Here is a 16,830-nt window from a genome sequence, read left to right on the forward strand (position 1 = left end):
TTCACAGCACCTTGACCAATTGCTGCGCTTTGGAAAAATCCGGGGCGTGCCAGCCAAGCCTGGGGGCGATTTTGGTGACGAAATCATGCAGAATCTGGCTATATTCTTCCAGCTCGAACTCATAGGGTAATTCCAGACGCAGCTCTGAAACCTCATTGAGGATAGGATCGGCGTGAAGCCATTCTACAATGTCATCGCTGTGACCGACCAGATCCCGAGGATAGAGTGTTCGCCGTGGACCATTGGCATGAAGCGTGCGTTCCAACCGCGCGTTGGCAAAATCCAGATATTTCCGCCGTGTTGTCGCGCTGGCGCTATCAAGTGGGACAATCACCCGACCGAGCGCCACACGGCTGGCAGTACCGCCCGCGGCCCGATAGAGACTGAGCTGTCTTGCCTGTGCGACATAAAAATCATCGGTATCTTCGCCAGAGGTGACATTGCCAATCAACAGGTTGAGACCATTGCTGCCGGCCCATTTTGCCGAGGCAATCGAGCCGCCGCCATACCAGATGCGGTCAATCAGTCCTTTTGCTATAGGATGCAACCTTGGGCGTTGCGGACCAAAGGGCGTTGCCAATCTCGTGTCCTCGAGCCCGAGATAGCCACTGCGCAGGCTATCAATCAACCGTAGGGCACGGTTGTAGGAAAAGTCGTATGTTGTCCAATCCCCATCGAAAACCCGGCTGCCCATCAGCTCAATATGGGGCGGCAAGCCAACGCTGACGCCAATGTTGAGCCGTCCGCTGGACAGGACATCGGCCAGTGCCAGATCTTCCGCCAGCCGAAAGGGGCTTTCATAGCCAAGGGGAATGACGGCGGTGCCAATTTCGATATGACGGGTGCGTTGGCCTACCGCTGCCAGAAAGACAGCAGCTGAGGAAATGCCCGGCTCCAGATGTCGATGCCGCACCCAGGCCGAGTTAAAGCCAAGCTGTTCGCCATGCTCAAACAGCTGCAAACTCGCTTCCAATCCCGCCAGTGGATTGGAAGCAGAATAGTTTCCGGGGGTCAGAAATCCGATATGATCGATTGCAATGGTCATGGGTGGATCCTATTTCGAGCGATACGGATGTCTTCAATAAGCAGGCAACCCCGGAGGATTGACCTTCGATTCTGACAGACCTTCCGCAGACAAATTCCAGCGCGCCAGTGCCGCCTGATATTGGCCGCTGGCGATCAGATCATTGATGGCAATTCGGATGGGCTCAGCCAATCCACTGCCTTTTCGAGTTGTTACGCCAACCTCTGCGGTCAATGGCCAGCCGGCATTGACGGTTCCCACCAAGCGCTTGCGGCCAAGGGTTGCAGCCTGCCATGCCTGCACGGCGTTCGGGCCAAAATTGGCATCAGCCCGACCGGATTGCAGCGCCAGATCCGCCGCAGCATCATCATCGTAATATTGCAGTTCCAGCGGCTTTAGCCCGCTTGCCCTGTTCTGCTTGTCCCATTCCAGCAGAATACGCTCCTGAATGGTGCCCGAACTGACGATGATCTTGAGGCCAGCAACATCCTTTGGCTCCTTGATGGATGTGATCGGGCCATCTTTCTTGACGTAAAAGCCGTGCAGCCCTTGCCTGTAGGTCGAGAAGTCAAACTTTTGCTTGCGCTGTTCAGTCACGCCAACGTTGGAGATCACGGCATCATATTTGCCAGACGTAAGGCCTAGTGGCCAATCTGCCCAGGCCACAGAGACAAGATCCAGCTTCAGGCCAAGGCTCTCAGCCACCAGCACGGCAAGGTCCGGATCAAAACCAACGACTGTTTTCGCATCCGTCGCATAGGCGGTGATTGGTGGAGCGCCGACCGCAACAGCCACTGTCAACACGCCAGCATGGGCGAATTTGTAATCCGCCGAAAGCGCCGAAGCCGCTTTCGGATCTTTTTGCGTGTGAAGCCTGCCCGGTTGTTCAGGGCTGAGATCAAACTGTTGGGCGTGGAGAGGCGCTGAGACCAAAAGGGTCAAGGCAGCAGCGGCCAGCGTCCGGGTCGAGCCGAAGATTTTCATGAAGACAACCTCGATGTTAAAAAATGCTGTGGCTCCAATGACGTTATGATCCGCTCTTGGGCAGGCCCGGTGGGTTGGTGCGGCTTTCGGAAATGGCTTCTGCTTCCAGATTCCAGTGTTTCAGCGCCTCAGCATATTTTCCATTTTTAATCAGCGTGTTGGTGGCAAGGGTCAGTGCGTCGGCAAGGCCCGCGTCTTTTCGGGTCACGGTGGCAATATCTGCCGTCAGCGGCCAACCACCGTTGACAAGCCCCACAAGCTTTGTATTGCCCTTCACCTGCGACACATAGGCCTGCATCGAATTCGGGTTAAATTGAACATCCGCACGACCTGATTGCAGGGCTAGGTCACGGGCTGCGCTATCGTCATAATATTGCACGTCAATCGGCTTTAAGCCGGCGGCAACATTTTGACGGTCCCAATCCAGAATGATCTTTTCCTGATTGGTGCCAGCCCCGGTAATCACACGAAGACCCGCCACGTCTTTGGGTTCCTTGATGGATGTGATCGGACTATCCTTCTTGGCATAAAAGCCGATCACATCCTTACGGTAAGTGGAAAAATCATATTTTTCCTTTCGCTGCTCGGTCACGGTTACGTTGGTGATGACCGCATCATATTTACCGGACGCAATGCCCAAAGGCCAATCTGCCCATGCCACTGGCACCAGTTCTAGCTGAAGCCCAAGCGAATCCGCCAACAGCTGGGCGAGATCAGGGTCCGCCCCCACAATGGTTTTCGTATCAGACGCGTAGGTGGCAATTGGTGGATCACCCGGATTGACCGCAACGGTGAACTTGCCCGGCGTCACAAACTTGAAGCCAGGTTTGATGGCCGCAAGTGCTGCCTCATTTTTCTCGGCCCGGACCCGGTTCGAAATGTCCGGGCTGAGGTTGAATTTTTCGGCTGCCTGCGTGGTGGTCGCAGAAAGGGCTGTGACTGCGGCCAGCGCAAGGCCTGGCAAAATTGTTCGAATGGTCATGACGTCCTCCAGTGAAAGAATGAGAGATAGAATGTGAGGTCGATGGCGCGCGCCGCTCACAGCACTTTGGCCAGAAACTCGCAGGTGCGGGGATGAGCAGCGTTGGTGAAAATCCGATCTGGCGTATCGATTTCCAGAATGCGCCCGCCTTCCATGAAAACGACCGTATCGGCCACTTCGCGGGCAAAGCCGATCTCGTGGGTGACAATCACCAGCGTGGTGCCAGTGCTGGCCAGCTCCTTGATCACATCCAGCACTTCGCCCACCAGTTCGGGGTCGAGGGCGGATGTGGGTTCATCAAACAGCAGAACTTTTGGCTTGAGCGCCAAGGCGCGCGCAATCGCCACACGCTGTTGCTGGCCGCCGGACAATTGCCGGGGATAAGCATTGATTTTGTCGCTGAGGCCAACGCGGGCCAGCAGATCTTGCGCCACCAGAATGGCGTCGCTGCGAGACAGACCTGAAACGGTGATCGGCGCTTCGATCAGGTTTTCCAGCACGGTCAGATGCGGAAACAGGTTAAAACTCTGGAACACCATGCCGATGCCCGCACGGCGCTTGAGAATATCCTTTTCCTTCAACTCATACAGCGTCGTGCCGCGTTGGTCGTAGCCAACCAGTTCGCCATCCACCGAGATAAAGCCGCTGTCAACGCGCTCCAGATGGTTGATTGTGCGCAACAAGGTTGATTTTCCCGAGCCGGACGGTCCCAAAATGGCGGTCACGCTTCCGGCTTTCAGGGTCAAATCAATATTGTCGAGTACCTTCAAATGACCAAAGCTTTTCGACACTCCCTGAATGCGCACCACACCGCCCTTGCGCACGGCTTTCAGCTCATGAAGTGCTGCGCGATCCATTGTTTCAGGCACGGGGAAAGGCTGGTCTGCACGTTTAAAAAACGATTGGAATGGCAATGATCTGGGATTGCGAAGCGCGCCCTTGGAATAATAGCGCTCGATGTAATATTGCGCCACGGACAGCACGGTCATGATGACGAGATACCAAGCTGTCGCCACCATCAGCAGTGGAATGACTTCCAGATTGCGGCGATAAATCACCTGCACGGTATAGAACAACTCCGGCAGCGCCAGCACGTAGACAATCGAGGTGGCTTTTGCGAGGCCGATGATTTCATTAAACCCGGTGGGCAGAATGGAGCGCATGGCCTGCGGCAGCACGATTTTGAAAGCTTGGCGCTGGCGCGACAGGCCAAGGGCGGCTGCGGCTTCCAATTGTCCCTGATCAACGGAAAGAATGCCGCCGCGGACGATTTCGGCAAAAAATGCGGATTGGTTCAGTGTCAAGCCAATGAAGGCTGCGGCAAAGGGTGTCAGCAATTGCGCGGTTGGATAATCCACCAGCACCTGCCCGGTGAACGGCACGGCAATACGGATGGTTTCATAGAGATAACCAAGATTGTTCAGCACCAGCAGCAGAACAATCATCGGAATCGAGCGCAGCAGCCAGATATAGCCCCAAGACAGACCGGACAGCAGAGGCGAGCGCGACACACGCGCCAGCGCCAGTGCTGTGCCAAGCAGGGAGCCGCAAACCGTTGCCAGAAGCGTTAACAGCAGGGTGCGCCCAAGCCCGGCCAGCACAGGCTCGGCAAAGAACCATTCCGCAAACACGCTCCAGCCCCAACGCGGATTGGTAAAGGTAGAATAGAGGGCTGCAAAGATCACCACCGCCGCGAATACGGTGCCGATGGTGCGGGCCGGGTAGCGGGCTGGCACAATCTTTAGCCTTGCATAATCGTGGGAATGGTCCTCTGCCACGTCCACGCGATGGATGCCTGAGAAATCCGAGGTGAGAGCCATGCGGCCATCCTTTCTGGTGTGGTTGAAGGGCGTTATGCCGAAATGGCCTGCCGCGCCGCAACAGAGGCGTGATCGCGAACATTCAGGTGTGCGATGTCTTTCTCAAACGGCAACGTGCGGTGAATTTCCGGATCGACCGTCTGATCAAACAGCGCTGTGTAGCCATTGCGCAGATACAGTCCGACTGCTTCCGGTTGGCGAAACCCTGTGGTCAAATAGATGCGACGATAGCCTTGGCGGGCAGCCTGCGCTTCCAGCTCAATAAGAACGGTGCGCGCCAAGCCTTGACGGCGATGATCGGGATGGGTCCAGATGCGTTTGAACTCGGCTGTGTTTTCATCGTAAAACTTGAAGGCGCCACCGCTGATCGGCTGGCCATTGCGCAGCAACAGCAGAAAATTGCCAACGGGTGACTGGAAGGCTTCCACGGGATAGCGATTGATTTCTTCAATCGCACCTGCGGCACTGAAGTATGTTCCGTATCGGCCATCATACTCGCGGATCAGATCATCAATCAGCGGCTTGGCCAAAGGGTCCAAAGGTGATGTGTAAACGAACGTGTCAGTCATGACGGAGCACCTTTTCAACAGTCACAGAGGATGAGGGAGATGACAGATAGCTTTCCACCAGCCGCACCCAGTAGAGGGCGGCAGGCAGAATGATGTCGTCGTTGAAATTGTAATCGGCGCTGTGCAGCGGTGCGCTATCGCCATTACCCACAAACAGATAACTACCGGGCCGGGCTTGCAGCAAAAAGGCAAAATCTTCGCTGGCAGTGCGCGGTTGGAAATCGGCAATCACCCTCTCTTCACCGAAAGTTTGCAAGGCGACCTTCCGGGCAAAAGCGGTTTCCGCAACATGGTTGAGAACACTTGGAAAGCCAAAGCGGTACTCCACTTCAGCCCTTGCGCCAAAACTCTCCGCCTGCGCTTTTGCCAATGCCGGAATGCGCTGGCTGAGTTGCTGGCGCACCGCCTCGTTGAAGGTGCGTACTGTCAGCTTCAATTCCACGCTTTCGGGAATGACATTCGAGGCCGAGCCGCCATGAATTGAGCCAACCGTGATCACCGCCATGTCGCGCGGATCGACATTGCGCGACACAATGCTTTGCAAGGCGGTGATCAGCGAGGCAGAGGCCAGCACCGGATCAACGCCCCGGTGCGGCTCTGCCCCATGGCTGCCCTTACCCACCACCTTGATATAGGCCTGATCCACCGACGCCATGACCGGTCCAGAGACGAAACCAAACGAACCGGCAGGCACATCCGGCCAGTTGTGAAGGCCAAACACCGCATCCACCGGAAAACGCTCAAACAAGCCTTCTGCCAGCAGCTTTTTGGCCCCTGCGCCAATTTCTTCGGCAGGCTGGAAAATCAGCCGAACCGTTCCATCAAAACTGCTGAAGTCGGCCAGATAGCGAGCAGCGGCCAAGAGAATAGCCGTGTGCCCATCGTGACCGCAGGCGTGCATCACCCCCTTGTTGCGGCTGGCATAATCGAGGCCAGTGGCTTCCGTGATGGGTAGGGCATCCATATCGGCGCGAAGGCCGATGACGCGGTCTCCATCGCCCTTTTTTAGCGTGGCAACAATGCCGGTTCCGGCAATGCCATGCTCAATCTGATAGCCATAAGAGGCAAGATGCGAGACCACCAGATTGCTGGTGCGTTTTTCCTGAAAGGCCAGTTCCGGGTTCTGGTGCAGATCGCGCCGAAAGGCGATGATCTCACTCAAATAGGTACGGATCTTCCTTGCCACCCGGTCTTGTATCAGGTGGCTGTCGACGGCGATGTTCATGGTTGTTTTCAGCCCGTGCGCTTAGGCGCTGGCTGCCCTTGTTGTCTGGTCATCAGTTTTGGCCGTATAGCGGCTTTCGCGGAAGGGAAGGCCGAGGTGATCGCGCAGCGTGTCGCCCTGCTGAACGCGATCATAATAACCCCGCGCTTCCAGCACGGGCAGCACATGCGTCACGAAATCATCCAGCCCTTCGGTGATCACTGGAAAGCCCAGAATGAAGCCATCGGCGGCTCCGCCATCCACCCAGCGAATGATCTCGTCCGCGATCCGATCCGGCGTGCCGACAAAGGTGCTGCGGGGTGTTGCGGCTTCCAGTGCCACTTCACGCAGGCTCTGGCCCTTTTCCTTGGCGGTCTTCTTGATCTTGTCCGTGGTGGAGCGGAAGCTGTTTTTGCCAATATCGCCCAGTTCCGGAAAGGGGGCATCCAGCGGATATTGGCGGAAATCATGGTGATCGAAGAAGCGGCCCAGAAACAGTAACGCTTCTTCAATGGTGACCAGCTCCTTGATGGCCCGGTATTTCTCATCCGCCTCTTGCTGCGTCGCCCCCACAATTGGCCCGATGCCGGGGAAAATCAGCACATCGCTGGCGCTGCGACCCTGCGCGATCGCGCTTTGCTTGACCTGCTTGGCAAAAGCCTGAGCCTCTTCAAAACTGGCACTGTTGGTAAACACCGCATCAGCATGTTTGCCCGCCAGATGAATGCCGGAATCAGACGAGCCCGCCTGAAACACCACCGGCTGTCCCTGCTTGGAACGGCCAATATTGAGCGGCCCTTCCACCCGGAAGAAACGGCCTTTGTGATCCAGCCGATGCAGCTTTTCGCGATCAAAAAATGTGCCGGTGTCGCGGTTGCGCACAAATGCGTCATCATCCCAGCTGTCCCATAGGCCCTTGACCACATCCAGATATTCCTCGGCGATCTGATAGCGCAAGGAATGTTCGGGGTGTTCGCGGCTGTAATTGCGACCAGACCCTTCCAGCGGGGTTGTCACCGCATTCCATCCGGCACGGCCACCGCTGATCAGGTCAATGGAGGCAAATTGTCGGGCAACCGTGAAAGGGTCGGAATAGGAGGTGGAAATAGTGCCGACCAAGCCGATCTTCGAGGTGGATGCGGCAAGGGCCGAGAGAATGGCAATTGGCTCAAAGCGGTTGAGAAAATGTGGAATGGATTGCTCGTTGATGTAAAGCCCATCCGCCACGAAAGCAAAAGCGATACCGGCATCTTCTGCCTTGCGGGCTGTTTCCACATAGAAGGGGAAATTGACGCTGGCGTCAGCGGGAACGCTTGGGTGTTTCCATGCATTCATATGGCCGCCGGGGCCATGCAACATAATGCCGAAGTTGATGGATTTCTTGGTCATAGGAGGATCTTTCTTTGAAATCAGGCTGCGAGGGACAGGCGTGAGGTGGCAATCAGCTCAATGGCTTTGAGCCGAAGCGCTGCCTGCGGCACAGGTATGTCGATGATAAATTCGCTTACCCCAAGGTTGGCATGCAGCGTGTCGAGTTGCTCGCGCACCTGTTCGCCTGTGCCTGCCAAGACATGCGGGGTCTTTTCTTCAATCCGGTACTCTGTCACGCCCGATTGGCGGGCAAATTCAGCAGCCTGTTCCGGGCTGCCAACATTGACGCTCACACCATTGGAGAGGATGGTCTTGAAAATCCTGATGTCTGCCACCCGGCTTTTGGCGAGGTCTTCCTGCTCTGCTGCAAAAGCGGCCAAAGCGAGAATGGGGGTCTTGCCGCCGGTCTCGCGTCGGTAAACATCAAAGGTTTCTTGAAGAGTGTGCTGATCGCCGTTGAGGTGGCCCGCAAAAACAAGCGTCCAGCCCTTTGCTGCGGCAAGCTTTGCGCTGGCGGCACTTGCCCCGAGCAAAAACCGCTCTGCCGGAATGGTGGGCACCGGTGTCGCCAGCACGTCATTGGCCGCAGCGGCATCCGTCAGCAGGTAACGGTTTAAGTCATCGAGCTGCTTTTCAAAATCCTGTGGCGGCGCATCTGCCTGCGCGATGCGCAAGGCGCGGGTGGCATGGGGAAAGCCACCGGGGGCCTTGCCAACGCCAAGATCCACGCGCCCCGGTGCCAGGGATGCCAGAAGATTGAAGGTTTCGGCCACCTTATAGGAGCTGTAATGCTGGAGCATCACGCCGCCAGAGCCAATCCTGATGTGTGAGGTCTTGGCCAGAAGATAAGCAATCAATGTTTCCGGCGCGGAACTGGCCAGTGCCGGTATATTGTGATGTTCCGCCAGCCAGAAGCGCTTATAGCCAAGTGCTTCGGCGCGGGCGGCAAGGGCAACGGTTGCTTTCAACGCATCGGTGCCCGCGGCGTCTGGGGCGACAGGGCTTTTATCAAGAAGGCTGAGGGAATAGGTCATTGGAAGTCATCAACTCCAGTTATATCATATAGTCTATAAAATCGGTAGAATTAATATTTTAGAAGGAATGGTTTTCCATTTTCACGCCCAAAGAGAAAAAATTGCAGCGGAAAAATATTCACCTTCAAGGCGAGTCTGGACGGTAGAGGACGCATCCAACCCAAGGCGAATGCTCAGTCCTGAAACAACAGAGAGCAAAGTTTGGGTTTTGGGAGCCTTCGGTGACTGGGCGTATTTTTCGCGCGTCTAGCAGGCGGCAGAAAAACCTACCCGTATTTATACCACAAAAAACATAGAATAACTTTATTCAATGAAGCGATCTGCGATGCTGTGCATCGCGGATAATTGCCGAATGAGGAGCCATGCTGATGACCAGGACGATCCATTTCAATGCCTTCGACATGAACTGTGTGGGGCATCAATCGCCGGGTCTTTGGGCTCATCCGGATGATAAATCATACACTTACAAGGATCTGGATTATTGGCAGACGCTGGCACGAACTTTGGAGCGGGGCATTTTTGACGGCATTTTTATTGCTGACGTTATCGGTTATTACGACGTCTACAAAGGCTCGAACTTCCATGCCATTCAGCAAGCCGCACAAATTCCAGTCAATGATCCGCTGCAGCTGGCGGCTCCTATTGCGCTCGCCACCGAGCATCTGGGAATAGGCATCACGGCGTCTACCTCGTTCGAACACCCCTATACGTTTGCGCGTCGGCTTGCGACCGCCGATCACCACAGCAAGGGCCGGGTAGGTTGGAATATTGTCACCTCCTATCTGGAAAGCGGGGCCAAGAATGTGGGGCAGACGGGCCTGAAGCGCCACGACAACCGCTATGAAATTGCCAGCGAATATCTTGAGGTGATCTACAAACTGCTGGAGGGGAGCTGGGAAGAGGGCGCGGTGATCCGTGATAGCCAAGGACGGGTTTTCACTGATCCATCCAAGGTCCATGAAATCGGCCATAAGGGCGCGTATTTTGATGTTCCCGGCTATGGTTTGACGGAGCCTTCGCCACAGAGGACACCGGTGCTGTATCAGGCAGGGGCCTCTGGCCCGGGCAAGGCATTTGCCGCTGAACATGCCGAATGCGTGTTTGTGGCAGCACCCACCAAATCGGTGCTGAAAGCCCATGTTGCCGAAATCCGCCAAAAGGCGGCTGCAGCGGGGCGTGATCCCAATGCCGTGAAAATCTACACGCTGATCACCATCATCACTGACGAGACTGAAGCCAAAGCAAAGGCCAAATTCGAAGACTACAAGCAATATGTCTCTTATGATGGCTCACTGGTGTTCATGTCCGGCTGGAGCGGCATTGATTTTGGCCAATATGCGCCAACCGATGTGATCCAGAAGGTGGAAACCAATGCCATCCATTCGTTTGTCGAGCATATTGCTGGCGGCGACAAATCCTGGACCATTGAAGAATTGGCAAAATTCGGCGGTATTGGAGGGTTGGGGCCGGTGTTTGTGGGTGCTGCCGATCAGGTGGCCGATATTTTGCAAGAATGGGTGGCGGACACCGATGTGGATGGCTTCAACATTGCCTATGCGGTGACGCCCGGCAGTTTTGAGGATGTGGTCAACCACATCGTGCCGGAATTGCAAAAGCGCGGGGCCTACCCCACCGCCTACAAGCCCGGAACGCTGCGCGAAAAGTTGTTTGGCCAAGGGCCATATTTGCCGAAAAACCATCCCGCTGATCAATACCGCGATATTGAGGCGTTCAAATGCGCAAAGACCGCTCCGCTGGCCAATGTCAGCTAAATTCTCATCCCAATTTCAAGCAACGAGGCACAATTATGGGTACCGTTACTGACACCAAGATCGACTACACCGTTCACCCGCGCGTCAATTCCAATGATCCCGTTGCGCCGCGTCCGCGCCCGGCCACGCCTGCGCATATTGTGCAATCCGATGCTGAAGCCATTGAGATTGCGCAGCGTCTTGCCGAGCGTTTCAGGCAGGGCGCTGCCTTGCGCGACCGCGAAGGTCTGCTGCCGATCACCGAGCTGGATGAATATTCGCAAAGCGGGCTGTGGAGCATCAACGTGCCAAAGGCCTATGGCGGGCCAGACGTGTCCTATGCCACCCTTGCCAAGGTGATCTCCACCATTGCAAGCGCCGATCCGGCCATTGCGCAAGTGACGCAAAACCATCTGACCATTGTTGCAACCGTTGACCTTGATGGCACGGAAGAGCAGAAAAAACTGTTCTTCGGTTGGGCCTTGCAGGGATTGCGCTATGGCAATGCTTTTTCCGAGTTGAAAAGCAAAACCGTGGCCGATTTTGAAACCAGGGTTGTCCATGACGGCGATGACGTTATCGTCAATGGTGAGAAATTCTACACCACCGGAGCGCTTCTGTCGCATGTGGTGCCAATTGTTGGTGTTGACGAAACAGGTCAAGGCTATCTGGTCTTTGCCGACCGTGAGGCACCCGGCCTGACTGTGACCAACAATTGGTCCAGCTTTGGGCAGCGCACCACGGCGTCCGGCTCTGTAAAAATCGAAAATGTTCGGGTGCCTAAGGTGCGGGCTTTGAAAGTCACCTCGTTTGATCACCCTACGGTGGGCGGGCCGGTGTCGCAGATCATTCAATCGGCCATTGATGCGGGCATAGCCCGTGGGGCGATTGATGACACGATCACCTTTGTCAAAACCCTCAGCCGTCCATGGATTGATAGCGGCAAGCAAACCGCCAGCGAAGACCTGTTCACCATTGCAGCCGTTGGTGATTTGAAAATCAAGCTGCATGCAGCAGAAGCGCTGCTGGAGATTGCCGGGCGCAGCATTGATGTGGCGCGGGCCAATAGCACGCTGGACACCGTATCAGAAGCAACGATCAAAACGGCGGAATCCAAGGTGCTGACCACCGAGATTGCCATTCTGGCCACGAACAAGCTGTTTGAACTGGCGGGAACCCGCTCGACACTGGCAGAACATGGGCTTGATCGCCATTGGCGCAATGCGCGGGTGCATACATTGCATGATCCGGTGCGCTGGAAATTCTATCACGTTGGAAATTATTACCTGAATGGCGAGCATCCACCCCGCCACGCGTGGAACTGAGGCAGGCTGATGAGCACCACAGATCGTACACTGCACCGCCAAGCCGCTCTCACGCAAGGTCGGCCTGCTCCACATATTCCGCCACGCCGTGCCAAAGCGAATGTGATCAAGGATGATGCGGAGGCCCTTGTGATTGCGCGGGAATTGGCCCGTGATTTCGCTTCGGGCGCAACTGAGCGTGATCGTCAGCGGCGTTTGCCGGTGGCTGAGATTGAGCGATTTTCTCAAAGCGGGCTTTGGGCCATCACCGTGCCCAAAGCCTATGGCGGGGCCGGGGTGTCTGCTGTGACATTGGCCGAGGTAACAGCGATTATTTCAGCTGCAGATTCCTCCATCGGTCAGATTCCACAAAACCATTTCTATATGGTGGAGGCACTCAGATTATCCGGCTCAGACGCGCAAAAAGCCCATTATTTCCAGCGGGTTCTGGATGGTGATCGGCTTGGCAATGCCTTTACCGAAATTGGCACCAAAACCCCGGTGGATTACAAAACGCATTTTGCCGAGCGCAATGGCAAGCTGCAGCTGAACGGGCAGAAATTCTATGCCACCGGATCGCTGTTTGCCCACATCATTGTGGCCGTTGCCAAGGGGCCGAATGGCCGGGTGCATCTGGTGTTTATCGATCGCGCCACACCGGGCCTTGATCTGGTGGATGACTGGACCTCCTTTGGCCAGCGCTCCACCGGCAGCGGCACGGTGACCTTCGATGATGTGGAAATCACACCGTTTCAGGTGGTGGATCATGATGAGATTTTTGATCAACCAACGCCCATGGGGCCGTTTGCCCAGATCATCCATTCGGCAGTGCAAGTGGGCATTGCGCGGGGCGCTCTAGCAGAAACCATTTCCTATGTTCGCGCCCATGCACGGCCGTTTTTCGAGCTGACCATCGAGCATGGCTATGAAGACCCGCACACCATTCATGCGGTGGGTGATGTCTCCATCCGCGTGCATGCCGCCGATGCGCTCTTGGTGCGGGCCGGGCGCATTCTGGACATTGCAACGGCCAATCCCAATGCGCAAACCGTGGCGGAAGCCTCGATTGCCGTTGCCGAAGTGAAGGCATTGGGCACGGAAGTGGCGCAATTGGCATCCACCAAACTGATTGAGCTTGGCGGTGCGCGCTCCACTTTGGAGGCCTATGGGCTGGATCGTTACTGGCGCAATGCCCGCACCCATTCGCTGCATGATCCGGTGCGCTGGAAATATCACCACATCGGCAATTTCTACCTGAATGATCAGCTGCCCCCACGCCATGGTGCCATCTGACCTTCGATTTTTCGATCCGCCGGGTGCATACCTCTGCGCCCGGCTTTTTCTTGACCATAGGAAACCATAACATGACCTATCTGCCTGATCCCAAGCGCTATGATAACGCCCATTTTCGCCGCACAGGTCGAAGCGGGCTGAAGCTGCCCGCACTTTCCTTTGGCCTCTGGCATAATTTTGGCGATACCACACCGGTAGAAACCCAGCGTTCCATTCTGTTCAAGGCCTTTGATTTGGGCATTACCCATTTCGACCTCGCCAACAATTATGGCCCACCGGCAGGCAGCGCCGAAATCAATTTTGGCCGCATCCTGCGCGAGGATTTTGCAAGGTACCGCGATGAGCTGATCAGTTCCACCAAGGCGGGTTGGGATATGTGGCCGGGACCATATGGCCGCGGTGGTGGTTCGAAAAAGGCGCTGCTCTCCAGCCTTGACCAGAGCCTGACACGGCTTGGTGTCGATTATGTCGATATCTTCTATTCGCACCGTTATGATGCCGAAACACCTTTGGAAGAAACAGCCGATGCCTTGGCGCAGGCCGTGCGGCAGGGCAAGGCGCTGTATGTTGGCATCTCATCCTATTCCGGCACGAAGACCCGCGAGATTGCCGCATTGTTGAAGGAACGGCAGGTGCCGCTGCTGATCAATCAGCCCGCCTATAACCTGTTCAATCGCTGGATCGAAAAAGACCTGATTGACGCTGCCGATGAGGTTGGCGCGGGGATCATTGCCTTCACGCCGCTGGCACAGGGCCTGCTGACCAATAAATACCTCAATGGCATTCCCGAAGACGCCCGCGTCAACCGCCCCGGCGGTGATTTTCTGCGGCCAGAGCATTTGAAGGAAGACAATATTGTGCGCGCTCGTGCGCTGAATGAGATTGCTGCGCGCCGTGGTCAATCGCTGGCGCAATTGGCGATAGCATGGGTCTTGCGTGATCCGCGTGTGACGTCTGCGCTGATTGGAGCGAGCTCCGCCCGGCAGGTTACTGAAAATGTCGATGCCTTGAAAACCCTTGAGTTTACAGCCGAAGAACTGGCCGAAATTGACCGCTATGCCGTCGAAGGCGGCATTAATCTTTGGGAAAAGCCCTCGCACGATCAAGTCGTATAAAACAGGCCGGCCCGAACATCTCTGTTCGGGCCGGTTTGTTTTCTCAGACGGCGTAAAATTCACCCGCCATATTCAATGATTTCCAGCCCCGCATTGTAGTCTGTCGCATAAATCAGCCCGTTCGCATCGACAAACACATCGGCGGATTGGATCACCTTGGGGCGACCGGGCCGTCGATCCGTCATCGTGGTGGGCGCGGCAGGCACCAAAGCGCCTGTTTCAACCGGGTGGTAGGGATCGGAAATATCAAAGGCACGGATACCCGCATTTTGCCATGTAGCAAAAATCAGGGTGTCCGACACAAATGATCCGGGCCGATTTTCATGCAGGTTATGAGGGCCGAAGTGGCCGCCTTTGTTCGCGTAATCGATCTCATTGGGAATGGGAAAGGTTGAAATGCTGATTGGGTTTTCCGGCACGCGGATATCGAAAATCCATGTGTGTTTGCGGCCATCTTCCTCATTGTCCAGCACCGCCTCATCGGCCACCACCAGCAGATCACGCCCCGGCAAAGGAAGCGGAGAGTGCGTGCCACCGCCATAAGGTGGCGACCAGTTGTGATGCTTGATCAGTTTTGGGGCGGCATGGTCCTTGATGTCGAGAAGGGTCAAGCCACCATCGCGCCAGCAGGCATAGGCCGTGTCACCGTGTACCAATGCGTGGTGCAAGGCATAGCGTTTTCCATCGGCCCATGTGCGGCTTTCGCTAGCGGCCGTGTTCATGCCCGGCAGCCACCACCGGCCCACCAGTTCCGGCTTGGTGGGATCGGCCATATCGATGGTGACAAAGATATAGTCGGAAAAACCATCCAGCAGGGCGGATGCATAGGCATAGCGCCCGCCGACATACCAGAGCCGGTGAAAGCCGACACCATCCACGTCCAATTGCCCAATCTTACGCGGGTTGGCGGGTTTGGAAATGTCGTAGACGGTCATGCCAGCGGTCCATGCCTTCTCACGCTTGCTGGCACCCACCGTTTCGCCCACCGATTGGGTGTAATAGGCCTTTTCATCGGTGAAGCTTTCAACATCGGCAAACAGATCAAGCGCATTGATCACCAACAGCAAATCGCCGTGGGTTTGCAGGTGAATGTTCCATGTGTTGGCGGGTGCCTGCACATAGTTCACGGTTTTCGGATGTTTCGGATCACGCACATCAATGATGGAGAAGCCCTGCGACCACGGATGCGCCACATAGGCATGGCCGTGATGCACCATCAATTGCAGCCCATCACCACGTCCGCCAATATCGCTATGGCCGATCAGTTTCATATTGCGGGCAAAGTCTGGCTTCAGAAGGTCTGTCATGGTTCTCAGCTTTCCTTGGCCGTTGATTACTTGGCAACCGCTGGAATCCACGCAGCCGTGGCGGCATCGCTTTTCAAAAAGGCCGGGAATTTCTGCTGCAACTCTTCAATCGAGCCGATCTTGTTGTTCACAAGATCGTCGCGGGTGATCAGCGTTGGCTTCAGCAAGACGGAACGGCCGGGGCTTTGACCTGCAATCGCCAAAGACACAGCCCGCACCGACACTTCGCCCACCACGGCGGCGTTGGTCGCAGCGGTTGCCACCCAGGCGCTGTCTGGCTCGATCATCAACTGAATGTCGGCGGTGGATGTATCAACGCCATAGATTTTGACCTTGCTGGACAGGCCAAGCTCATCAATTGCCAGTTTTGCACCCTTGGCAAATTCATCCCACGGGGTGAAGATCACCGAAATATCCGGGTTGGCGCGCAGCACAGCTTTGGTCTGGTCGGCAACAGTGGCCGGAACCGTGTCATTGACCACACCCCACACGGCCTTTTCCTTCAGGTTGTGTTTGGCAACATAGTCCTTCCACACCGAATAGCGCCGATCCAGTGGGGCAAAACCAGCCACATAAATCGCTCCGCCTGTAAAGCCATCCCCCTTATCCTTCACGGCCTGATCCAGCACCAGCTTGGCCATATCGGCATCGCTCTGCTCGATTTGCGGAATGTCGGGGTTATCGAGGTTCACATCATAGGCCACCACCTTGATGCCCGCATCCAGCGCCTTTTGCGCCACATCCTGCAACACTTCCGGGCGGCCATTGTTGATGATGATGCCATCGACCTTCAAGTTGATGGCCTGCTCGATCAGAGCGCGTTCTGCGTCATTGTCATTGCGGGCCTGCGATACGGTGAGGTTGATGCCCAGCGCGTCGGCCTGGCGCTTGACGCCGGCTTCAAAGGCTTGCAGCCAATCACCACCACCGAGATAGCTGACAACAGCGATGTTGACGGTTTTCTTGTCAAACGGGGCGGGCGCGCCAGCGATGCCAGCGGCAGAAGCGGTGGTGGCAAAAATAGATCCGGCCAGAAGAACTGCGCCAAAGGTGCGAAGAGACTTGATCATAT

14 protein-coding genes are annotated in these 16,830 nt (G+C 55.9%); 4 read left to right on the top strand and 10 right to left on the bottom strand.

The genetic code is table 11. The features are described from left to right. Window position 1 precedes the first annotated feature (1 nt). From BJF95_RS02935 to BJF95_RS02970, 8 genes are read right to left on the bottom strand one after another with little or no spacing between them, the layout of a single operon-like run. Window positions 2–1,045 (bottom strand): LLM class flavin-dependent oxidoreductase, encoded by a 1,044-nt coding sequence (locus BJF95_RS02935; protein ID WP_075637969.1) that lies wholly within the window; start codon window positions 1,043–1,045, stop codon window positions 2–4. Window positions 1,046–1,078: 33 nt separating this feature from the next. Next, window positions 1,079–2,008 carry an ABC transporter substrate-binding protein gene (locus tag BJF95_RS02940; RefSeq protein WP_075637970.1) on the bottom strand — a complete coding sequence of 310 codons (930 nt, stop codon included), beginning with the start codon at window positions 2,006–2,008 and terminating at the stop codon, window positions 1,079–1,081. A 43-nt stretch (window positions 2,009–2,051) separates the two neighbouring features. Beyond that, the gene (locus BJF95_RS02945) at window positions 2,052–2,990 is read right to left on the bottom strand and encodes an ABC transporter substrate-binding protein (RefSeq protein ID WP_075637971.1); all 939 of its coding nucleotides are present in this window, start codon (window positions 2,988–2,990) and stop codon (window positions 2,052–2,054) included. Between the two features lie 56 nt (window positions 2,991–3,046). Continuing rightward, window positions 3,047–4,810, bottom strand: a complete 1,764-nt coding sequence (locus tag BJF95_RS24545) for an amino acid ABC transporter permease/ATP-binding protein (RefSeq protein WP_075637972.1) — start codon at window positions 4,808–4,810, stop codon at window positions 3,047–3,049. Between the two features lie 32 nt (window positions 4,811–4,842). Beyond that, window positions 4,843–5,379, bottom strand: a complete 537-nt coding sequence (locus tag BJF95_RS02955; protein ID WP_075637973.1) for a GNAT family N-acetyltransferase — start codon at window positions 5,377–5,379, stop codon at window positions 4,843–4,845. Then, on the bottom strand, window positions 5,372–6,604 hold the full coding sequence (locus BJF95_RS02960; RefSeq protein ID WP_075637974.1) for a M20 aminoacylase family protein: 1,233 nt from the start codon (window positions 6,602–6,604) through the stop codon (window positions 5,372–5,374). The genes BJF95_RS02955 and BJF95_RS02960 overlap by 8 nt, the downstream gene beginning before the upstream one ends. Window positions 6,605–6,625: 21 nt before the next feature. Next, window positions 6,626–7,972 (bottom strand): LLM class flavin-dependent oxidoreductase, encoded by a 1,347-nt coding sequence (locus BJF95_RS02965; protein ID WP_075637975.1) that lies wholly within the window; start codon window positions 7,970–7,972, stop codon window positions 6,626–6,628. A 20-nt stretch (window positions 7,973–7,992) separates the two neighbouring features. Continuing rightward, a complete protein-coding gene (locus BJF95_RS02970) occupies window positions 7,993–8,988 on the bottom strand; it encodes an MsnO8 family LLM class oxidoreductase (protein ID WP_075637976.1) in 996 nt (331 codons plus the stop codon). Window positions 8,989–9,356: 368 nt separating this feature from the next. Here BJF95_RS02970 and BJF95_RS02975 point away from each other — a divergent pair, with 368 nt between their 5' ends. The 4 genes from BJF95_RS02975 to mgrA all read left to right on the top strand — a co-directional run bounded on the left by BJF95_RS02975 (window position 9,357) and on the right by mgrA (window position 14,451). Next, the gene (locus BJF95_RS02975) at window positions 9,357–10,760 is read left to right on the top strand and encodes an LLM class flavin-dependent oxidoreductase (RefSeq protein WP_075638120.1); all 1,404 of its coding nucleotides are present in this window, start codon (window positions 9,357–9,359) and stop codon (window positions 10,758–10,760) included. Window positions 10,761–10,795: 35 nt separating this feature from the next. Beyond that, on the top strand, window positions 10,796–12,064 hold the full coding sequence (locus BJF95_RS02980) for an SfnB family sulfur acquisition oxidoreductase (protein WP_075638121.1): 1,269 nt from the start codon (window positions 10,796–10,798) through the stop codon (window positions 12,062–12,064). Window positions 12,065–12,073: 9 nt separating this feature from the next. After that, complete coding sequence (locus BJF95_RS02985) at window positions 12,074–13,336, top strand: SfnB family sulfur acquisition oxidoreductase (RefSeq protein ID WP_075637977.1); 1,263 nt, start codon at window positions 12,074–12,076, stop codon at window positions 13,334–13,336. A gap of 71 nt (window positions 13,337–13,407) precedes the next feature. Continuing rightward, window positions 13,408–14,451, top strand: coding sequence for an L-glyceraldehyde 3-phosphate reductase (gene mgrA / locus BJF95_RS02990; RefSeq protein ID WP_075637978.1), 1,044 nt, complete (start codon window positions 13,408–13,410; stop codon window positions 14,449–14,451). A gap of 59 nt (window positions 14,452–14,510) precedes the next feature. Here mgrA and BJF95_RS02995 read toward each other — a convergent pair whose 3' ends face one another. Both BJF95_RS02995 and BJF95_RS03000 read right to left on the bottom strand, forming a co-directional pair. Then, entirely contained in the window at window positions 14,511–15,758 is a 1,248-nt protein-coding gene (locus tag BJF95_RS02995) for an LVIVD repeat-containing protein (RefSeq protein ID WP_075637979.1), read from the bottom strand. Between the two features lie 26 nt (window positions 15,759–15,784). Continuing rightward, window positions 15,785–16,828, bottom strand: a complete 1,044-nt coding sequence (locus tag BJF95_RS03000; RefSeq protein WP_075637980.1) for a substrate-binding domain-containing protein — start codon at window positions 16,826–16,828, stop codon at window positions 15,785–15,787. Window positions 16,829–16,830 lie beyond the last annotated feature (2 nt).

The organism is Rhizobium oryziradicis (assembly GCF_001939045.1).
Classification (GTDB): domain Bacteria; phylum Pseudomonadota; class Alphaproteobacteria; order Rhizobiales; family Rhizobiaceae; genus Allorhizobium; species Allorhizobium oryziradicis.

Coding starts and splice junctions, on each gene's coding strand:
- BJF95_RS03000 (WP_075637980.1), bottom strand. CDS start 16,828: ATGATCAAGTCTCTTCGCACCTTTGGCGCAGTTCTTCTGGCCGGATCT.
- BJF95_RS02945 (WP_075637971.1), bottom strand. CDS start 2,990: ATGACCATTCGAACAATTTTGCCAGGCCTTGCGCTGGCCGCAGTCACA.
- mgrA (WP_075637978.1), top strand. CDS start 13,408: ATGACCTATCTGCCTGATCCCAAGCGCTATGATAACGCCCATTTTCGC.
- BJF95_RS02980 (WP_075638121.1), top strand. CDS start 10,796: ATGGGTACCGTTACTGACACCAAGATCGACTACACCGTTCACCCGCGC.
- BJF95_RS02960 (WP_075637974.1), bottom strand. CDS start 6,604: ATGAACATCGCCGTCGACAGCCACCTGATACAAGACCGGGTGGCAAGG.
- BJF95_RS24545 (WP_075637972.1), bottom strand. CDS start 4,810: ATGGCTCTCACCTCGGATTTCTCAGGCATCCATCGCGTGGACGTGGCA.
- BJF95_RS02995 (WP_075637979.1), bottom strand. CDS start 15,758: ATGACAGACCTTCTGAAGCCAGACTTTGCCCGCAATATGAAACTGATC.
- BJF95_RS02955 (WP_075637973.1), bottom strand. CDS start 5,379: ATGACTGACACGTTCGTTTACACATCACCTTTGGACCCTTTGGCCAAG.
- BJF95_RS02970 (WP_075637976.1), bottom strand. CDS start 8,988: ATGACCTATTCCCTCAGCCTTCTTGATAAAAGCCCTGTCGCCCCAGAC.
- BJF95_RS02935 (WP_075637969.1), bottom strand. CDS start 1,045: ATGACCATTGCAATCGATCATATCGGATTTCTGACCCCCGGAAACTAT.
- BJF95_RS02975 (WP_075638120.1), top strand. CDS start 9,357: ATGACCAGGACGATCCATTTCAATGCCTTCGACATGAACTGTGTGGGG.
- BJF95_RS02985 (WP_075637977.1), top strand. CDS start 12,074: ATGAGCACCACAGATCGTACACTGCACCGCCAAGCCGCTCTCACGCAA.
- BJF95_RS02940 (WP_075637970.1), bottom strand. CDS start 2,008: ATGAAAATCTTCGGCTCGACCCGGACGCTGGCCGCTGCTGCCTTGACC.
- BJF95_RS02965 (WP_075637975.1), bottom strand. CDS start 7,972: ATGACCAAGAAATCCATCAACTTCGGCATTATGTTGCATGGCCCCGGC.